Below are 18,423 nucleotides of genomic sequence, written 5' to 3'. Positions count from 1 at the left end.
TTTGCGTACCCCCCAAAACCGGAAATTCAGCTAAATTTAGTAATGTTATTTCCTGAACGGTGCGCCCATGAAACCCGGAATTACTCCCAACAATCATGAAAAAAAACTGGGCGACGAGGATTTTATCGTCTCCAAAACCGACGCTGCCGGGCGAATTACCTACGCCAACCGGATTTTCATGGAGATTGCCGGCTATCCGGAACACGAACTGCTCGGCATACAGCACAACATCATTCGCCATCCCGACATGCCGCGCGGTGTATTCCGATTTATGTGGAATACCTTGAAAGCCGGCGACGAGTTTTTCGGATTCGCTAAAAACCTGTGTGCCGACGGCGGTTATTATTGGGTGTTTGCCAACATCACGCCCGACTACGACCGTAACGGCAAGTTGCAAGGTTACTATTCGGTACGGCGCAATCCGCCGCGCTCGGCGTTGGAGGTGCTGATTCCGATTTACCGGGAAATGCTCGCCATCGAAAAGCGCAGCTCCGCCAAGGATGCCCCGGACTTATCGCTGGCGTACCTTCTGGATCAGGTCAAGCAAACCGGGGCTAAGCATTACAACAGTTTAGTGCTCAACCTGTACAAGCCTAACGGAGTTTAAGCGATGAGTTCCAATGCCAACATTCCGTTTTTAAGAACCAAGCTGAATTATGCGGTAGCGGCGATACTGGTCTCGGCGCTGGGTGCCTTGGTTTACTCCGTGATCATGTTCGGTTTTTCCTGGATCATGTTGCTGCTGTTATTGCCGTTGCCGCTGGTGGCTCTGATCGCCTGGCAGACCGGCAGACAAAGTCTGCTGGTGTTGGAGCGGATGGAGCAGGTGCTGAAGCATACCAATGACGGAGAGCTCTACCATCGGGTCACCAAAACCCGCGGCATGGGCGAAATCGGCAAGGTGGCCTGGGAGCTGAACGAGACACTGGACATCATGGAATGTTATTTCAAGGAAATCAGTACCTGTTTCAGTCATGCCTCGCAAGGCAACCATGAACGCTATGCTCTGGTCGACGGTTTGCCGGGTTTGCTGAAGCAGTCGGCCAAAAACATGAATGCGGCGATCAAGTTGATGGACGAAAACGACCAACTAATGATCAAAAACCGCTTGTCGGCCGGCTTGCACGCGCTGAATACTTCCAATTTGCTGACTAATCTGAAAGGCAACCAAAACGATCTGATCAATATCACCGAGCAGATGCAAAAGGTGGAGAGCATCGCCACCGAAACCGGGCGCAACGCCGACGATAGTTTGGCCACTGTAGAAACGATCAGCCACTCGTTGGCCGATATCAATTCCAACGTGCATTCGGTGTCCGACGTGATCGGAGCCTTGATCAGCGACAGCAAAAAAATTACCGAATCCTTATCGATGATCACCGGGATTGCCGACCAAACCAACCTGTTGGCATTGAACGCGTCGATCGAAGCGGCGCGGGCCGGGGAGCACGGTCGCGGCTTTGCGGTGGTGGCGGACGAGGTGAAAAACTTGTCCGAGCATACCAAGGACGCGGCAATGGAAGTCTCGAAGACGCTGAGAGCCTTTAACTCGCGCGTCGAACAAATGCATGGAGAAGCCGAAACTTCGGCGGCCATTTCGCAGGAGATCATGGCCCAAGTCAGTTCGTTCCGGCAACAGTTTTCCAACCTGTCGCAATCCGCCAAAGCTTCGCTGGGCTTTATCGCCTACGCCAAGGACAAGTCCTTCGGTTTGCTGACCAAGTTGGACCATATCATCTACAAGCAGAACGGCTATATTTCGATAGAAACGCCTAGCGATTGTCCGCAACGTCAGGCCATTATGGTCGACAACCATAATTGCCGATTGGGCAAGTGGTATTACGAAGGGCTGGGCTACGAATCTTTTCGGCATACCGCGGCTTACGCCAAACTGAACCAACCGCATGCCGACGTCCACACCACAACCCAGCGCGCATACCAAATCTCACGCGGCAAGTGGCAGGAAGATCAAGCCATGCTGAACGAAATCATCCATCAGATGCAGTTGGCCGAAAACGCCAGCGCCGACGTTATGCTGATGATCGACGCCATGGTCGAAGAAAAGCATAAAGGTAGCTGATGCCATGCCGGTCAGGTTTTGGCTGATTTGCGCCAAATCTCCCCCGCCGCAAAACAGGCCCAGCCCCAACGCAACCAGTTCAACATAGCCGCCGCCAGCCACAGCGCCCAAGCCAGCATCAGGCCGCGGTACGCTGCCAGCGGCAGGCTGAGTACCGTGGCGCTGGGCAACTGCGGGTCGTTGCGGTCCTGGTACCAATTCAGTTGGTAAGCCGTCGAATTGTTACCGGCGATTTGCATCTCCGGGCTACCGAGCAGGCCTTGTTCCACCGCCCAGGCCAATACCAGCAAAGCCAATACGCTGCCGCTTGCCAGACCGATTTGTAACAGGTTGAAGCGGTGTACTCCGGCAGGCGGCTGCCTGGCGCGCCATTGCAACGCAAACAGCCAGCCGGCGATGAAAATGCCGGCGGCAACGTGCAATTGGCTCAGGCCGGTCAGCAGTAAAAACCATTCCCAGTGCTTCAGCGGCGTGGCTCCTGTTTTGCTCAGACCGAAGCCGATCAGAGCCAGTACCAACAACAAGCCCCAAATTAACGCAGCCGGGCCGAACGAGGGGCCTGCGGTCCACAGCAGCCAGCGGTTTTGCGGCATGATCAACCGAATGCGGCTATTGACGCTGGCGCTGCCGAGATTGGCACTGGGCGTGGAGGTCGTGAAACCGAGCGGCAGCGGGGTTTGCCACTTTAACACCGCGTGCTGGTGACCGGGCCGCAACGGCAGGCTGACACTGACGCCTTGCTGGCGTATCGGCTGGCTGATGCCGTCGATCGCCACTTCCTGCAGTTGGGCGGTGTCCGGCAAAATGATCGTGTGTCGGCCGCCTTTCGAACTGCGGATAGCCAGCGTGAGTTCCGCAGTCTGATTACGTGCGCCGGGCTGAACTAACAATTCGCTGCTGTCTATCGTGAGAGTGGCCCCGGCGACCGCCGCCGGGCGTTCTACTTGCAACGACACGCGCTCGCCGGGCCAGGGATGCCACTCCGGCAGCCAGGGGCCTTGCGGATTTTCCCGGTAAATCGGAGCCGGGCCGTCGCTATGCAGGCGCCAAACCGGGCTTACCTCGACCTGCCAGACTTCGTGCCATTGGCCCCCGGCATCGGCCAGCAAGTCGATTTGGCCCGATTTTTCCAACACCGACTCCCATTCTGCGCTGCCTTCGCTGGCGGCAATATTCACCAATACCTTGCCGTCCTTGACCCGGACTAGCGGTGTGGTTACCGCCTCGCCTTTTAGCAACGGTAGTTCGAACATGATCGGATTGCCGGATTCGGCCAGCGATTCGACTCGGGTGCTGATGCGCCAATCCAGGCCCAGGTGCAGAGTGCGGCTGACGCGGACGAACGCCGGCAGCGCCGTTTGCGGCAGGACTTTACCGGTCGGCGTTTCGGTTTGCAGCCGGCTGAATTCCAGTTGCGGACCGACTTTGCCGTCTTCGTAGCCGCCGTCGATACGCCAGCCGTCGGCGGCGAGGCTGACATGTTGCGGGATCAGCGGCAACGGCAGTGTGAACTTGACCGGTTCCCGGTAGCGGCCTTGCATCGCCACACTGTGTACGCCGCGCGGCAACGCCAGCCAGACGTCGCCGGAGGCATTGCGGAACAGGGCCTGCCCCGGTGCGCCGTCGACCTCTACCGTTTCCGGCAGCCATTGGTCGGCCTGTGCCGGCAACGGCACCGCCAGCGCTTGCTGGGCGTGGATTTGCAATTGCAGGCGCAGCAGGTCCGGTTTGGCTTGCACTTGCATTTCCGCGATCTGAGCACAGTCGGGCAAGCAAGCGGGAGCTTGCAACAGCCGGGCTTTCAGCTCGGCCAGCAATTGCGGATCGGGCAAATCCGCATATGCCGGTCGGCTCGGCATAGCCAGCAGCGGCGCCAGCACCACACAGGCAGCAGTGGGCGCCATCCGGCGCCAGCAGCCACCAATCGAGACGTCGGTCAGCCTTAGAAGCAGCGCCAGGGTTATCCCGGCCTGCAAAAAATGCAGCAACATCATGGCCCAGGGCGGCAGGTACCACAGCTGCACTTGCTGTTGGCTATCCACCCCGCCGTTCCAGGCCAGATGGACGCTACGCCAATGCCAGTTCGGCAGACCGGGGCCGGTTTGCAGATTGGCGTCGGGATCGGTCCGCTCCAGGTCGGCGGAACTGCTGGCGCCGCCGCCAGCTTCGGATTTGGTCGAGTAACTGCGTTTGAATACTCTTGCCTCGGGCAGCGCGTCAGCCAGTTCTGCCGGCGCCGCATCGCTTTGCAACGCTTCGGGTGCGGCGGGCGCGCTGGTGTAGGCGACGCTCGGCTCGATCTGTTCCGGCTGCTCCAGTTGCGGATAAATCCCGATCCGGATTTGAGCCACTACGAATGGAACTGCCAACGCAACCAGCGTCAGCCAACACAAATTGCGGCAAGCGGCCAACCAGTGCCGGGCTTTGCCTTCCGGCAGTACCCGCAGCAAGGCCAGCGTTGCCAGAGTCAGCAGCCAAATCAGGCGCGGTGCATCGGGTTCGTGCCAGATCAGACTCAAGCCGAGCAGGGCCGCGCCGCCCCATGGCGAAGACCACAGGCGTCCGGCCGCCAGGCCGCCGAGCAACACCAGAAACAAATCCAGCAAGGTCCAGCGGTTCAGCCAGGTGTCCGGGGCGTTGTCGACCCCGGTCACCGCCAGTAAGCGCCAGCCGGGCGGTGTTTTCAGTTCAGCCCGGACCTGCTGAAAGCGTTGCTGCCAGCCGCTGGCGGACAAACTCGAGATATCGGTCTCGATCCGGCTGTCGGCATTCAGTTGCAGATTGCCGCTACGAATTTCCACGCCTTGGCTATGGTCGGGCAATTGCGTGACCAGCTGGTTTTGACCGTTCAGTTGTACTTGGCCGAGATGTAACTCCGGCGCCGCGTTCAGCCGCCAGTCGCGGCGCATGCTGCCGCTAATCCGGTCGTTGACCGTGTAACCGGTGCCGGCAAAATCCAGCCACAGGGTGCGGGTCAGGGCTAGCTGGTTGGGTTCGGGTTCGGGATCGCCGCGGCGGATCACGTTGAAAATCATGCTGTCGCCTTGGTGCAAACGGTAGGTCGGCAAATGCCGCCAGTCGTCAGGCAAGTTGGTCTGGCTGCCGTCGATCGCCGCAGGTTGGGTGATTTCGGTCAACCGCAGGGAGGGTAAGGCTTGAAACGTCCATAATTCTTCCTGCGGCCAGCCGGCATCGTCGATTGCCAGCTCCAGTTGCGTCAAATACTGCGGATGGCGGCTGTGGATATCTATGATCCAGTGACCGGGGCGGACTTGGGCGAATAAGCGGCCGTTTCCGTCCAGCCGGGCCGGCAGTGTGCTGTTGACATTGATCGGAATAAAGCCCGGTAACAACGCGTGGCCAAATTCAAGCTCGCGCGCGGCGCCGGAGACTTCCAGGTCCAGCCGGGTGATCATTTGCAGCGGGGATTCGTCGATAACTTGGCGAAAAACGTGCAGTTCCAGGCGGTTCTCCCGATTGCCGGCGTCGGCTGCGGCCCGCTCCGCCAGCCAGACCGCGCCCTGTTCGATCCGCGGATAATCCACCGGCCGGCCGTCGATACTAAGTCGAAGTAAGCCGGAGGCCTCCGGGATGGCCAGTTGTTCCGGAAGCTGATCCCAAACGAATTGGCCGCTGATCCGGTAATGTCCTGCCGGTAATTCCAGGGCCGGCCTGCCATCCTTGATCCCGACCGGAACGGCTTGTTGGTCTACCGTCACGGCTTGCGGCCAGTGGCGTTCGTCGCCGGGTAGCGGGATCCAACTTTTGCGGTAAAGTGTCCAGTCGGACTCGAAATTGCCGCGGTTGGGTTGCAGGTTTAGCACGAATCGACCGGGCCAGGCGCATTGCTTGTTTTGGAGGTCGTTGAACCAGAACGGGCAGCCGTGTTGCGGTTGGTCGTGCAGCACCCAGCCGATCCAGGGTTTTAAGGGTTCCGGGGTATCCTGAAGTTCCCAAGCGTTAGCCGGCTGCCGCATGCCTTGCCAGGCCAAAAGAATAACCAACCATATCCAGCGCTCCATCTTGTCCTCCCCGGAATCAACCCGGTTTCAGTGAATTGGAAAACCCCTGCTATCGAGGTCTTTTTGTAAACAATCCCGATCTTAAGCTGTGTTTATTCGCTAATTGCAATAGAATAAGTCGCGTACCCCGTTTAAAACGCTCGTAATTACCGGAGAAATTTGACATGACTGATCAAAAAGTGACGTTAAAACACGATGGCCAGGAACAGGCCGTCGAATTGCCGGTTACTGCTGGCACCATGGGGCCGTCGGTCATCGACATTCGCTCGCTGTACGCGCAAACCGGTTGTTTCACTTACGACCCCGGTTTTACTTCCACTGCCAGTTGTACCTCGAAAATCACCTTTATCGACGGCGACGCCGGTGTGTTGCTGTACCGCGGCTATCCTATCGAACAATTGGCCGAGAAATGCGACTTTCTGGAAGTCTGTTACCTGTTATTGAACGGCGATCTGCCCAACGGCGCGGAAATGAAGGGCTTCGTCACGACCATCAGCCAGCATGTCATGGTCCACGAGCAGTTGATCAAATTCTATAGCGGATTCCGCCGCGATGCCCACCCGATGGCGGTATTGGTCGGCGTCGTCGGTGCGCTGTCGGCGTTCTACCACGACGTGATGGATATTACCTGCAAAGAAGACCGTTACATGTCCGCGATTCGGTTGATCGCAAAAATGCCGACCATGGTGGCGATGTGCTACAAATACAGCATCGGCATGCCGTTCATTTATCCGAAGCGCAAACTGGGCTACGCCGAAAACTTCATGCGCATGATGCACGGCGATCCGGGCGAGGATTATCTGGCCAATCCGGTATTGATGCGGGCGCTGGACCGGATTCTGATCTTGCACGCTGATCACGAGCAAAATGCTTCGACCTCGACGGTACGTCTGGCCGGTTCCAGCGGCGCCAATCCTTACGCCTGCGTCGCCGCCGGTATCGCCTGCCTGTGGGGTGCAGCGCATGGCGGTGCCAACGAAGCGGTATTGAATATGCTGGAAGAAATCGGCGACGTGTCGCGAATCGGCGAATATGTGGCCAAGGCCAAGGATAAAAACGATCCGTTCCGGTTGATGGGCTTTGGTCACCGGGTCTACAAAAACTATGATCCGCGCGCCAAGCTGATGCGGCAAACCTGCCATGAAGTGCTGGACGAGCTGAATCTGAACGACGACCGTTTGTTCAAGCTGGCGATGGAATTGGAGCGGATCGCGCTGGAAGATCCGTATTTCGTCGAGAAAAAACTCTACCCGAACGTAGATTTTTATTCCGGTATCGTGTTGCGGGCTCTGGGAATTCCGACCGAAATGTTCACCGCGATTTTCGCGTTGGCGCGTTCGGTGGGCTGGATCGCGCAATGGGACGAAATGATCTCCGATCCGGAACTGAAAATCGGCCGGCCGCGCCAGTTGTACAAAGGCGTGACCACCCGCGATGTGAAACCGATCTCCGCCCGTTAAGCCCTTTGGCAACACGGCGTTCGCGCGAGGCGGATCGCCGTGTTGCCAAAAAATGCCGCCGCGGCAGCGGTAGTTTTAGTATCCTAGCCGACCCACTTGTTCCGGTCGCCCATCATGACGCAATACCCTCTTTACGCTACTGCGCCCAAGGCGCTGGAAGGCATCCTCGCCAACGAAATCCGCAGCCTCGGCGGCCAAAACGTCAAGGAAAAACTGGCCGGGGTGGCCTTCGACGGCGATTTGGCGCTGGCCTACCGAGTGTGTTTGTGGTCCAGGGTCGCCAACCGGATCTTTCTGCCGTTGAGTAGTTTCGAGGTCAAATCCCAGCAGGACTTGTACGACGGCGTCAAACGCATCAACTGGTTCGAGCATATGAAGCCGGACGACAGTCTGGCGGTGTCGTTCAGCAGCAAGAACAGTCCGGCCATCAACAACACCCATTTCGGCGCGCAAAAGGTCAAAGACGCCATCGTCGATCAAATGCGCGCCAAGTTCAACAAACGGCCCAGTGTCGAGACCGAGCGGCCCTCGCTGCGGGTCAATGTTTATTTGCACAACGACTTGGCCCAACTCAGCCTGGATTTGTCCGGCGAGAGTTTGCACAAACGCGGCTTCCGCGACGTCAGCATCGCCGCGCCGATCAAGGAAAACCTGGCGGCGGCGATTTTACTGCGCGCCGGCTGGCCTGCTATTGCCGAACAGGGCGGCACGTTGCTGGATCCGATGTGCGGTTCGGGGACGATGCTGCTGGAAGGCGCCTTGATTGCCGCCGATATCGCGCCGGGTTTGCAGCGCGATTATTTTGGCTTTCTGGGCTGGAAGAAACACGATGCCGAGTTGTGGCAAGGCTTGCTCGACGAAGCACGGCAACGCCGCGAGGCCGGGCTGGCAAAACTGCCTACCATCGTCGGTTTCGACCAGGACCGGCGTACCGTCGCCACTGCGGTTCAGCACGTCGAAAACGCCGGCTTGTCCGGCAAGATTCATATCGAAAAACGCGACATCGGCGATGCGGCCGCGGCGGAAAGCTGGCCCAAAGGTTTGATCGCCTGCAATCCACCTTACGGCGAACGCTTGGGCGACGAAGCGGAAACCGCCGCGCTTTACCGCCGCTTCGGCGAGGTGTTGAAACAGCGCTTCGCCGGCTGGCTGGCAGCGATGATTATCAGCGACCCGGAGTTGGGCTTTAGGTTTGGCATTCGCTCGCAGAAGCCGATTACGTTGTTCAACGGGGCGCTGGAATGCAAGTTGTTGCGTTTTAACATTGAGGAAAGAGTTTTCTTCGAGCCCAAGGCCAAGTCGCAACAGGAGCGCGCGGAATCGATCTGGCGCCGCGCTCAAGCCGAGCAACCCGATCCGCAAGCGGACATGTTCGGCAACCGTTTGCGCAAGAATCTGAAAAAACTGGCGAAATGGGCCAAGCAGAATAACGTGCATTGCTATCGCTTGTACGACGCCGATCTGCCGGAATACGCGGTCGCGGTGGATGTTTATCAGGGCGAGAATACCTGGGTCAACGTTCAGGAATACGAATCGCCGAAAACCATCGATCCGGCCAAGGCCAACCAGCGCTTGGCCGGAGCGATGGCCGAGATTCCCAAGGTGCTGGAAATTCCGGCCAACCAGGTGTTTCTGAAAATCCGCCGCAAGCAAAAAGCCAGCGACCAATACGAAAAGCAAGGCGACTCCGGCCGCTTCCAGGTCGTCGAGGAAGGCGGTTGCAAGTTTTGGGTCAATTTCGAGGATTATCTGGATACCGGCCTGTTTCTCGACCACCGGCCGATGCGCTTGCGGATTCAACAGGAAGCCAAAGGCAAGCGCTTCTTGAATCTGTTCGCCTACACCGGCAGCGCCACAGTGCATGCGGCGCTGGGCGGCGCAGTAGCGTCGGTCACGGTCGATATGTCCAACACCTATCTGGACTGGGCCAAGCGTAATTTCGAATTGAACGGCATCCGCGGCGACCATAAACTGGTGCGGGCGGATTGCCCGAAATGGCTGGCCGAACAAGCCACTGCCAAGACCAAGCCGCAATTCGACCTGATCTTTCTCGACCCGCCGACCTTTTCCAATTCCAAGAAAATGGACGAGGCCTTCGATATTCAAAACGATCACGTCGCGTTGCTGAAAAACGCCGCCGCGTTGCTGGCGCCGGGTGGGGTACTGTATTTCTCGACCAATTTCCGCCGCTTCAAATTGGACCGCGAGGCTTTGGCCGGTCTGCACTTCGAAGATATAACTGCGGCCACGATCCCGGACGATTTCGCCCGCGACCAAAAAATTCACTATTGCTGGAGGATCAGCCGATGACGGATTGTGTGCATATCATCGTTAAAGGCCGGGTGCAGGGCGTCTATTTTCGGGCCTATACCCAGAAGCAGGCGGTAAAGCTCAATCTATCCGGCTTCGTTCGCAACTTGGCTGACGGTTCCGTGGAAATTGTCGCCAGCGGTCATTCGGAAGAATTGCAAAAATTGGTGGCCTGGTGCCATCGAGGGCCGCTGTTGGCCAAAGTCGGAGAGGTGACGGTGACGCCGCATCACAGCGATGAACATTTTGCGGGTTTCGAAATTCGTTGAGCTTGGTGACGGTATCGATCGGCTGTTTTTCAAAAGCTATGGCTCAAGATCAATGCGAGCGATGCCAACAGAAAAATCGCCGCCAGCGCGGCCTGACGAATGTTAGGCGGGTCGGCACTGAGGCCGGTCGCCAAGGCGGCGAGCGACAACAAAGCCATCGGATACGCCAACAAGTCTGAAATGCCGAATGCCTCGCGGCCAGCGTCAGCCTCCGCCGCGGCGTAGTAGGTAAAGCAGCCGATGCTGGGTATAGCGGCAATCAGGCCGACGCCTGCTAGCAGGCGTATGGATCGTTTCATGCGGGCTACTCGTCCGATTTGTCAGGTTAAAGATAGAGCGATCTTCGTTTTTTCCAAGCGCTGGCAGATGCTTTGTCGACCTCGGTTAGGCTTCGCATAGGGCATTTCGATCATTTTGACGGACTAGGCTCACATTCGAGATATGCGGTTGGAGACTGGGCTTGCGGATTTTGACGTAACGGCTAAGCTTGGCGGGCCAAATCACTTGGAAAGTTCGCTGTGGCAAGCGGTCGAGTTGTTGTGGCTTACATGGATTGAGATGGTGAATCTGCCAATACGGCCAATTATGGCGTTAGATCATTTGCTCGGCGGAATTCGCCGATTCTTCGAGGATACCGGAGAGCATGAAACATTTGGAACCGATAAAGCCGTCACGCAATGAGCAGGAGTCGAGGCGGGTCAGAAGCGGCCAAGCTTCGCCGCTTAAGTTACTTTTGATCAGTGCCTTGCTGGTTGCCGGGCTGGGTTACGCTATTGATGATGCATGGATTTCCGGTGCTGTCGATAAGGTTTCCAGTACCCACCAAGCCGAATTGGAGACCACGTTCGCCAAGATCCAATCAGTCGAGTTAGTGCCGGTGTCAGATAGCGATACGGAAGCCGCTTTGGCTACGATGCGACTCCCGCCTGAACAGCGGCAACAATTGATGTCGGAATTGTCGAAGCGCGTTGATTTGGCTCCAGACGCTAATCCGGCGGCAAGCGGATTGAGGTTGGTGTGGGTCACGTTGTGGGATTTTGCTGCCGCAGATGGCGATGTGGTCAACGTGGCTTCGGCCGGCTATCAGAGCGATGTGGTTTTACAAAAAAACCAACCCGGATCGCGGTGCCGCTTGACGGGACTAAGTCTGTGAAAATAACCGGAGTTCATGACGGTGGCGGAGGTATCACGCTTGGCGTTGAGAGCGGAGGTAACCCGCTTGCGCTGCCGGTGTTAAAACCGGGCGTCAGTTTGGTTTTACCGGCCTCTTGATTGGGCGGTTGACGGATGATTAGTGCCTTTGGCCGTTGGATGCCTGTGCTGTTTGCGGTGACGGCGTTCGTCAGTTTGTTTCAGTTTGCTGAGGATCACTGGCCGAAGGCGCCAGTCGTGCCAAGCATCATTTCCGGATTGCGTAGCAACATCGCCTATATCGCCGGCTTTGCTCTAGTCGGATGGCTGTTGTTAGCGCTAGGATGGCTCTACGAGTGCTCCCGGCTTCCCACTTTTTTACACAAGGGGCTACTTATGGATATTCTCGACCGCCTGACCAATAGACAGGCTATAGAAGACGGGTTGGCCGAAGCGGAGAATGCTACATTTATCGACGCCGAAAGTCTCTCCAAGGCGATGAAACAGCGGGTAGTCGGGCAGGACGGCGTTTGCGACGACATATCTGCCCAAATTAGGCGGCGCTTGGCCTTATCTCAGCGCGGCAAGCCTGTCGGCGTATTTTTGTTCGCCGGACCACCGGGTACCGGCAAAACCTATCTGGCCAAAGTGCTGGCCGACGAACTTGAGCGTCCGTTACTGCATTTTGACATGACGCAATTTGCATCCGGTAGTTATTCTTTGTCGCAATTGTTCGGTATGACCAAGGGATATGTCGGTTCCGACAGTTATGGAAAGTTGACGGCCGGTCTGCGGGACACGCCGGATGCGGTGGTGCTGTTGGACGAAATCGAGAAAGCGCATCCGGATGTGCTGAAAGCCTTTTTGACCGCTTGGAATGATGGATTTGTAACGGAGCGCTCCGATAGCCGCCACATTGTCACGACCTCGGCGATTTTTGTTTTGACTAGTAATGCAGCGACTGACCGCCTGACGGAATTGGCCGAGACTTTCGCTGGCGAGCCAGACATGATGAGGTCGAGCGCGGTCGAAGCGCTCCGCGAGAGTCTATTTGCCCCCGAAGTTTTGAATCGGCTGGATCGAATATTCGTGTTTCGAGCGCTGCAAGGTTTGGATGTTGCCAGAGTCGCTGCTTTGGAAATCGAGGACATGATTCGTAGTTACGGCTTGGAAGTCGTCAATCAAGGTATCGACCCCCAAATTATCCTGACGTTAATGGCGCGTTTCAAGAAGCTCGGGAAGAGTAGTTCCTCTAGGGATCTGGTGCGTGTCATTGAAGAGCGTTTGGCGGATTCACTGATAGAAGCGAAGAAATGTGGCGTTAAAGCCATCGAATTGAGTTTTGACGGTGAGCAACGAGTTGTGGCTCGAGCGCGAGTTTAAAGTTTCAAAGTGAACTCGATGGAGCGCGAAGGGTTATGGGTTCGATCGGCAACGTGGCGCTGGACTGTGGTTTTGACCTGCCTGTCTTCCGCGTTAGTGGTGTGGTTGGGACCTTGGCAGCAGATGGTTACATCCAGACCCAGTGCTGCCAGTTACCGAGCCAGTGCGGCGAATTCGGTGCAGCAGGTGGCGGCCAACACCACACAAGTTCAGCTATCAACCGGATCAGCCGGACACGACGAGTCCTTTGACGTCAGCCTGGCACCTCAGGCTAATGTTTTGCCGCCCGGTACCGAATTGCATGTCGTCGGTGTGTATAGTGGGGGCGCTGCCGATGGACCTAAATCCCAGCCGTGGTGGGCAAAGTGTCCCAACCGAAAGGATTCTCAAGCGATGCTGAATTGTCATCAGCAATTTGCCGGGCAGCACACTCAGAATATCGTGACCGTGACAGTCCCATCTTCCCCGATACCCAAAGTACTCGCGCTGATGTCTTACGAGCCGGTTAAATGGGTATTGGTTGGAGCAAAGGCCGGGAACGTCCGGCGAATTATTCTCGGTGGGTATCACGGTCAGGATTTTCAGGGGGTCACCGAGGATATCCCGGTGGACGTTTATACCTATGATTCCTCTCCTTGCGTGAACTGTTCACGCCATTCCGATCACTTTTACGCTTATCGCAAGGACTCTGCGGAATACTCGCAAGCGCTGGATAAGCTTCGCAGCATAACGGGCCTTAGTCCGGTCTCGTTCCAGGGACTTCCCAAAAGCGACCGTTTTACCATTGTATCTTCGCCCGCGGTGAGCGTGGCGTCCGCAGGTAAAACTGAAAACCGGGCTGATTCCGTTTCCGGGCGTCGCTTTATTGATGAGGTTGTGATCGGCGATGTGGCGATACCGCTGCCGGAGGGAGACTGGCAGGGGTTGGCACACATCCAGAATCCGTCCAGTCGGGGCAGCGATGAATTGGCGGTGTTGGCCAAAATTGAGCAAGACAAATTACAGGAAATGGTTGTACTACGCTTACAGTTTGTCGTTGATGGTAAAGGTTTCGCTCGGCACTCGGCTTGCGATGCTGCCGGCGCACAAGCCGCTAAAACGGCGGAAAACCAGGATTTCGGCAAGCAGATGTGTTTTTGGGTCGGACACGATACCGCACCGTGGGGGCAGCCGATTTTTAATTTGGCCGCAAACAGGCTAGTCGCTAAAAACGTCGCATTGCCGGATGTCTTGATCGACAGTGTGTTTCATCGTGCGGACAAGAACACGGCGCTGACTGTTGTTTATGCCAACAACCCCGAGATAAGGGGATTGTCCAGTCCCAAAACTACCTGGGAAGCTAGTCCATGGCACCCGAAGTTTATACAGCGATTTCCAGATAAATTGACTTATATGCAAGACCGAATGCAATGGGCTGCAACTTGGTTCCAGATTTTTAAAGCGAAACTTCCTGCCTCCGCTGGCTGATTTCCGGTCACTACCGTCATTCCAGTTTTAGTTTGTTGTCGGTGGTTTTACAGGCACAGTGCCGGAACCACGCAATCGGCGACGCTAGGATAACTTCCCCCCACCTTTCCCGGAGAATCGGATTACAATAGCCGCCATTTATTCTCAACTCAGGGTGCGGGTGGTTCCCGCCCGAATCGGCAGGAGCTATTTTGGCTGACAGAATCATTCGAATCGCCACCCGGCAAAGTCCGCTGGCTTTGTGGCAGGCCGAGCACGTCGCCGAGCGCTTGCGTCAGGCTTTTCCGGGCTTGCAAACCGAACTGGTGAAGATGGTGACCCGCGGCGACAAAATCCTGGATGCGCCGTTGGCGAAAGTGGGCGGCAAGGGTTTGTTCGTCAAGGAACTGGAACAGGGCATGCTGGAAGGGGCGGCCGATATTGCCGTGCACTCGATGAAAGACGTGCCGGTCGAATTTCCGGATGGCTTGCATCTGGCGGTGATTCTGGAACGCGAAGATCCGACCGACGCCTTCGTCTCCAACCGTTACCGGGCTTTGGCCGAGCTGCCGGCGGATGCCCGAATCGGCACCTCCAGTTTGCGTCGTCAATGCCAAATTAAGGAAAAATTCCCGAATGCCGAAATTTTGAGCCTGCGCGGTAACGTCAATACCCGCCTGGCCAAGCTCGATGCCGGCGAATACGACGCGATTATTCTGGCCTCGGCCGGACTGAAACGGCTGGATTTGGCGGAACGCATCACCGCCCGCTTGCTGCCGGAGGAGTCCTTGCCGGCCATGGGCCAAGGCGCGATCGGCATCGAATGCCGGATCGACGATGCCGAGATTCATCACTACCTAAAGGTATTGCACGACGAAGAGACCAGCATTCGCGTCGGCGCGGAACGGGCTATGAACGCCAGGCTAAATGGCGGTTGCCAGGTGCCGATCGCCGGTTTTGCCGAAGTCAAAGGCCAGCGCTTGTTCATGCGTGGTTTAGTCGGTAGTCCCGACGGTTCCGTTTTGTACCGTGCCGAGGCAGAGAGCAGTTTGGCGCAGGCTGAGGCATTGGGCCGGGCGGTAGCGGACGATTTATTGGCGCAAGGGGCCGATCAGATACTCCGCGAGCTTTACCAGTGATGCCCGGTTTGAACGGCGCGCGCGTTTTAGTAACCCGGCCTGCCGGTCAAGCCGAGCATTTGTGCGAATTAATCGAAAGCCGTGGCGGGATTCCGGTGCGGTTTCCGACCTTGCTGATCGTTGCGCATCAGCCTGAGGCACAAGCTCTGGCTGATGCCGCAGCCAGCGATTGGCTGATTTTTACCAGTAGTAACGCTGTGGATTTTGCTATACCGGCGTTCGGTGGCAAAATGCCGGGTTGGCGTGGAGCCAGACTGGCGGCTGTCGGCGCCGCAACCGCGCAAGCGTTGCGGCAGGCTGGCTGCGAGGTGGCGTGTGTGCCGGCCAGCGAATTCAGTAGCGACGGTTTGCTAGCCGAGCCGGCACTGCAGCAGGTTGCAGGCTTGCGCTGCACTATTGTGCGCGGCTGCGGCGGCCGGGAAAAATTGGCGGACGGACTCCGTGGCCGCGGTGCCGAAGTGATGTATTTGGAAGTCTACAGCCGGAGCCGGCCGGAGGCCGATGCCGCTGGATTGCGGGCCGATCTGCAAGGAAACCGGCTGGCAGCGGTGACGGTGACCAGCGTTGAGGCGCTGCAAAATTTGTTGGCAATGCTGGACAGCGAGTCGGTTGAACGATTGCGGCAAATCGGATTGGTGGTGGTGAGCGAGCGTATCGGCCAAACTGCGCTACAGCTAGGATTTAAACGGGTGGCAGTCAGCTCGCAAGCGACGGATGCGGCGATATTAGAGACCTTGACGACGTTATTGAACGGGGAAAACAGTGGCGGAAGTAATTGAAGAAAAACAAGAAGCTCCAGCTCAGGTGGTAGTGGTTAAGAAGTCGCACGCCGGTCTTTGGATAGGCATACTTTCCATCGCCCTGGTTGTGGCGGTGGCGGCGGCGGGTTTTTATTATTTGCAGCAATTACGAGCCAGCCAAGACACCGAGAATAGTCAGGACAATCAGAAAATCATCGAACTGGACCGGGAGTTGAACGGCTTGCGCGATCAGTTGGCCGGGGTGCAATCCCAGATCGCCAACGTCAATGCCGAAATGACCGGCAAGGACAACCATTTCAACCAAACCTTGGCCGAGTTCTCCCAGTTGCACGAAGAGCGTTTGACGACAGCCCGCAAGGAATTGGAGAACTCTATATTGGTGGTGCAGCGCCAATTGGGTAAAACACGCGGTGATTGGCTGCTGGCGGATGCCGAATACTTGTTGACAGTCGCGAATCAGCGGTTGCAGCTGGTCGGCGACGTCAATACCACGCGTCAGGCGCTGGAAGCGGCCGACCAACGGCTGCGCGAAAGTGGAGATGCGGCGGTATTCAAGGTCAGAGAGCAGATTGCCAAAGAACTGTCGTTGTTGAACAGTGCCATCGTGCCGGACATCGTCGGCCTTTACGCGCAAATCCAACAATTGCAGGATTCGGTAGAAAACTTGGCGGTGTTTCTGCCACATGCCGGCAAAGCCTTGGAAAAACCGGATGCGGCCAATCAGGATTTGTCCGAACACGGTCATGAAATCCTGCAACAGGTTGCCAAGCAATTGGAGGGCTATGTGGTATTGCGCCATACCGACCAGCCGGTCAATGCCGTGCTGACCCCGGAAGAAGCGCACTTTATCAAACAGCAATTGAAAGTTCGGTTGGAAATGATCCAGATTGCCTTGGTGCAACAGAATGATGCCTTGTTTTCCAGCAGCGTTGCCGACGCCAAACAATGGCTGAAGAAGAATTTTGCCGAAAACCAACAGACCGATAACTTTGCCGTTGAGCTGGATAAACTGGCCGGGGTTCAGATTCGTAGCCAGTACCCGGACGTCAGCGGCTCGCTGAAGCTACTGAAGGACATTAGCAAACTGCGGATCGAGACCGATAAGGCCGTGTTCAACAATCCGCCGGCGCCGGCCGAAGCCGCAACGGCCGGCCAGTAATCAGCGGTGGCGCCATGAAGAATCTTGTTTATTTCCTCGGCTCGCTGCTTTGTGCGGTTGTTGCGGCGTATTGGCTGCACAGCTGGTTGGCCGAGTATAACGATCCGGGCTATGTCTTGATCGGTTTCGGCCATTGGTCGTTGGAAACCTCGCTGACGGTATTTGCCGTGGCGTCGGTGATCGGTTTTTTTGCGTTGTATAACTTCTTCCGGTTACTGGGCGTATTGCTCAGACTGCCGGGGCAGCTATCCAAACGCCGACGCAACATCAAATTCAACCGTTCCCAGGAAGCGTTGATCGCCGGTCTGTTCGATGCCGCCGACGGCAACTGGGAGCGGGCCGAGAAAATTCTGGTCAAGCATGCCGCGAACAGCGGCGCGCCGCTACTGCACTATTTGACCGCAGCGAGGGCGGCGCAATCGCGGGGGGCGCTGGACAAACGTGACGAGTATCTGCAAAAAGCCGCGGCGCAATCGTCCGATACCAGCATCACGGTTGGCTTGACTCAAGCGGAGTTGCACCTTTCCGAACAACAATTCGAGCAGGCGTTGGAGACTTTGGGCAAATTGCATTCAATCAACCCCGGCCATGCCAGGGTGTTGAAAATGATGCATCAGGCTTACCAGCACCTGGGCGATTGGGAAGGCCTGAGCAAGCTGTTGCCATCCTTGCAGCAACATAAAGTGCTGATGGAAGCCGACGTCAAGTTGCTGGAAACCGAGACCTTCAGCCGGTTGTTGAAACAAGCGGCCGAGCAGAACGACGCCCAAGCCGTTCAAGCTTGTTGGGAGACCGTGCCGGACCATATCAAAATCCTGCCGGGTATTGCAAATATTTACTTTGCGGCAATGATCGGTGCCGGCGCTGGCGAAAGCGTCGAGCCGGCGATGCTGAAACAGTTGGGCCGGCGCTGGGATGATACCTTGCTGGTGTTGTTGGCTAACGTCGAAACCTCCGACTCCGCCAAGCAATTGCAGTCGATAGAGCAATGGTTGGCGGTGCATCCGGCCAATGCCGTGTTGCTGCGCGTGCTCGGCAAACTGGCTTTGAAAGTGCAACAAATGGAAAAAGCCGAACAGTACTTGTTGAAAAGCCTGAATATTGAACCGTCGGTCGCCGCTTACCAATTACTCGGCGAAGTGCAGTTCAGCCGCGGCGAAAAAGACCTGGCGTGCGAGAGTTTCAAGCGCGGTTTGGTATTGGCTTCCGATGAGGTGGTCGGCAATATCGAGGCCGTTACCGGCTAGGCTTTGCCGATTGGCC

At 56.8% G+C, this 18,423-nt stretch carries 14 protein-coding genes; 12 read left to right on the top strand and 2 right to left on the bottom strand.

The window, feature by feature from the left end; translation table 11 throughout:
- Window positions 1-67 precede the first annotated feature (67 nt).
- Both PL263_RS12270 and PL263_RS12265 read left to right on the top strand, forming a co-directional pair.
- Window positions 68-607 carry a PAS domain-containing protein gene (locus PL263_RS12270; protein ID WP_140910540.1) on the top strand — a complete coding sequence of 180 codons (540 nt, stop codon included), beginning with the start codon at window positions 68-70 and terminating at the stop codon, window positions 605-607.
- Between the two features lie 3 nt (window positions 608-610).
- Window positions 611-2,080: a methyl-accepting chemotaxis protein gene (locus tag PL263_RS12265; protein WP_140910539.1), complete on the top strand. Its 1,470-nt coding sequence runs from the start codon at window positions 611-613 to the stop codon at window positions 2,078-2,080.
- Between the two features lie 11 nt (window positions 2,081-2,091).
- Here the strand turns inward: PL263_RS12265 and PL263_RS12260 are convergent, their stop codons facing one another.
- Window positions 2,092-6,102 carry a hypothetical protein gene (locus PL263_RS12260; RefSeq protein WP_278209643.1) on the bottom strand — a complete coding sequence of 1,337 codons (4,011 nt, stop codon included), beginning with the start codon at window positions 6,100-6,102 and terminating at the stop codon, window positions 2,092-2,094.
- 164 nt (window positions 6,103-6,266) lie between these two features.
- On the opposite strand from PL263_RS12260, the gene gltA reads away from it, so the two are divergent.
- The 3 genes from gltA to yccX all read left to right on the top strand — a co-directional run bounded on the left by gltA (window position 6,267) and on the right by yccX (window position 10,141).
- The gene (gltA, locus tag PL263_RS12255; protein WP_278209641.1) at window positions 6,267-7,562 is read left to right on the top strand and encodes a citrate synthase; all 1,296 of its coding nucleotides are present in this window, start codon (window positions 6,267-6,269) and stop codon (window positions 7,560-7,562) included.
- A gap of 114 nt (window positions 7,563-7,676) precedes the next feature.
- A complete protein-coding gene (rlmKL, locus tag PL263_RS12250; protein ID WP_278209639.1) occupies window positions 7,677-9,872 on the top strand; it encodes a bifunctional 23S rRNA (guanine(2069)-N(7))-methyltransferase RlmK/23S rRNA (guanine(2445)-N(2))-methyltransferase RlmL in 2,196 nt (731 codons plus the stop codon).
- Complete coding sequence (gene yccX / locus PL263_RS12245; RefSeq protein WP_278209638.1) at window positions 9,869-10,141, top strand: acylphosphatase; 273 nt, start codon at window positions 9,869-9,871, stop codon at window positions 10,139-10,141. Before rlmKL ends, yccX begins: the two co-directional genes overlap by 4 nt.
- A 29-nt stretch (window positions 10,142-10,170) precedes the next feature.
- Here the strand turns inward: yccX and PL263_RS12240 are convergent, their stop codons facing one another.
- Window positions 10,171-10,440, bottom strand: coding sequence for a hypothetical protein (locus PL263_RS12240; RefSeq protein ID WP_278209637.1), 270 nt, complete (start codon window positions 10,438-10,440; stop codon window positions 10,171-10,173).
- Between the two features lie 344 nt (window positions 10,441-10,784).
- Here PL263_RS12240 and PL263_RS12235 point away from each other — a divergent pair, with 344 nt between their 5' ends.
- The 7 genes from PL263_RS12235 to PL263_RS12205 all read left to right on the top strand — a co-directional run bounded on the left by PL263_RS12235 (window position 10,785) and on the right by PL263_RS12205 (window position 18,407).
- Window positions 10,785-11,294 carry a hypothetical protein gene (locus tag PL263_RS12235; RefSeq protein ID WP_278209635.1) on the top strand — a complete coding sequence of 170 codons (510 nt, stop codon included), beginning with the start codon at window positions 10,785-10,787 and terminating at the stop codon, window positions 11,292-11,294.
- 134 nt (window positions 11,295-11,428) lie between these two features.
- Complete coding sequence (locus PL263_RS12230) at window positions 11,429-12,655, top strand: AAA family ATPase (RefSeq protein ID WP_278209634.1); 1,227 nt, start codon at window positions 11,429-11,431, stop codon at window positions 12,653-12,655.
- A gap of 177 nt (window positions 12,656-12,832) precedes the next feature.
- On the top strand, window positions 12,833-14,122 hold the full coding sequence (locus PL263_RS12225; RefSeq protein WP_278209633.1) for a hypothetical protein: 1,290 nt from the start codon (window positions 12,833-12,835) through the stop codon (window positions 14,120-14,122).
- 191 nt (window positions 14,123-14,313) lie between these two features.
- The gene (hemC, locus tag PL263_RS12220; RefSeq protein WP_278209631.1) at window positions 14,314-15,240 is read left to right on the top strand and encodes a hydroxymethylbilane synthase; all 927 of its coding nucleotides are present in this window, start codon (window positions 14,314-14,316) and stop codon (window positions 15,238-15,240) included.
- Entirely contained in the window at window positions 15,240-16,019 is a 780-nt protein-coding gene (locus PL263_RS12215) for a uroporphyrinogen-III synthase (protein WP_347568913.1), read from the top strand. Before hemC ends, PL263_RS12215 begins: the two co-directional genes overlap by 1 nt.
- The gene (locus PL263_RS12210) at window positions 16,003-17,160 is read left to right on the top strand and encodes a uroporphyrinogen-III C-methyltransferase (protein WP_278209629.1); all 1,158 of its coding nucleotides are present in this window, start codon (window positions 16,003-16,005) and stop codon (window positions 17,158-17,160) included. The genes PL263_RS12215 and PL263_RS12210 overlap by 17 nt, the downstream gene beginning before the upstream one ends.
- A gap of 14 nt (window positions 17,161-17,174) precedes the next feature.
- Window positions 17,175-18,407, top strand: coding sequence for a heme biosynthesis HemY N-terminal domain-containing protein (locus tag PL263_RS12205; RefSeq protein WP_140910528.1), 1,233 nt, complete (start codon window positions 17,175-17,177; stop codon window positions 18,405-18,407).
- Window positions 18,408-18,423 lie beyond the last annotated feature (16 nt).

Origin of the sequence: Methylomonas sp. EFPC3, assembly GCF_029643245.1 — a bacterium.
GTDB lineage: Bacteria > Pseudomonadota > Gammaproteobacteria > Methylococcales > Methylomonadaceae > Methylomonas > Methylomonas koyamae_B.
Note: the sequence above shows the minus strand (reverse complement) of the source record. Positions and strands in the feature narration are given on the sequence as shown.

Excerpts from the sequence above, each read along its gene's own strand:
- PL263_RS12205 (WP_140910528.1), top strand. The coding sequence starts at position 17,175 with ATGAAGAATCTTGTTTATTTCCTCGGCTCGCTGCTTTGTGCGGTTGTT.
- rlmKL (WP_278209639.1), top strand. The coding sequence starts at position 7,677 with ATGACGCAATACCCTCTTTACGCTACTGCGCCCAAGGCGCTGGAAGGC.
- PL263_RS12240 (WP_278209637.1), bottom strand. The coding sequence starts at position 10,440 with ATGAAACGATCCATACGCCTGCTAGCAGGCGTCGGCCTGATTGCCGCT.
- PL263_RS12230 (WP_278209634.1), top strand. The coding sequence starts at position 11,429 with ATGATTAGTGCCTTTGGCCGTTGGATGCCTGTGCTGTTTGCGGTGACG.
- PL263_RS12235 (WP_278209635.1), top strand. The coding sequence starts at position 10,785 with ATGAAACATTTGGAACCGATAAAGCCGTCACGCAATGAGCAGGAGTCG.
- PL263_RS12270 (WP_140910540.1), top strand. The coding sequence starts at position 68 with ATGAAACCCGGAATTACTCCCAACAATCATGAAAAAAAACTGGGCGAC.
- PL263_RS12215 (WP_347568913.1), top strand. The coding sequence starts at position 15,240 with ATGCCCGGTTTGAACGGCGCGCGCGTTTTAGTAACCCGGCCTGCCGGT.
- PL263_RS12265 (WP_140910539.1), top strand. The coding sequence starts at position 611 with ATGAGTTCCAATGCCAACATTCCGTTTTTAAGAACCAAGCTGAATTAT.
- yccX (WP_278209638.1), top strand. The coding sequence starts at position 9,869 with ATGACGGATTGTGTGCATATCATCGTTAAAGGCCGGGTGCAGGGCGTC.
- gltA (WP_278209641.1), top strand. The coding sequence starts at position 6,267 with ATGACTGATCAAAAAGTGACGTTAAAACACGATGGCCAGGAACAGGCC.
- PL263_RS12260 (WP_278209643.1), bottom strand. The coding sequence starts at position 6,102 with ATGGAGCGCTGGATATGGTTGGTTATTCTTTTGGCCTGGCAAGGCATG.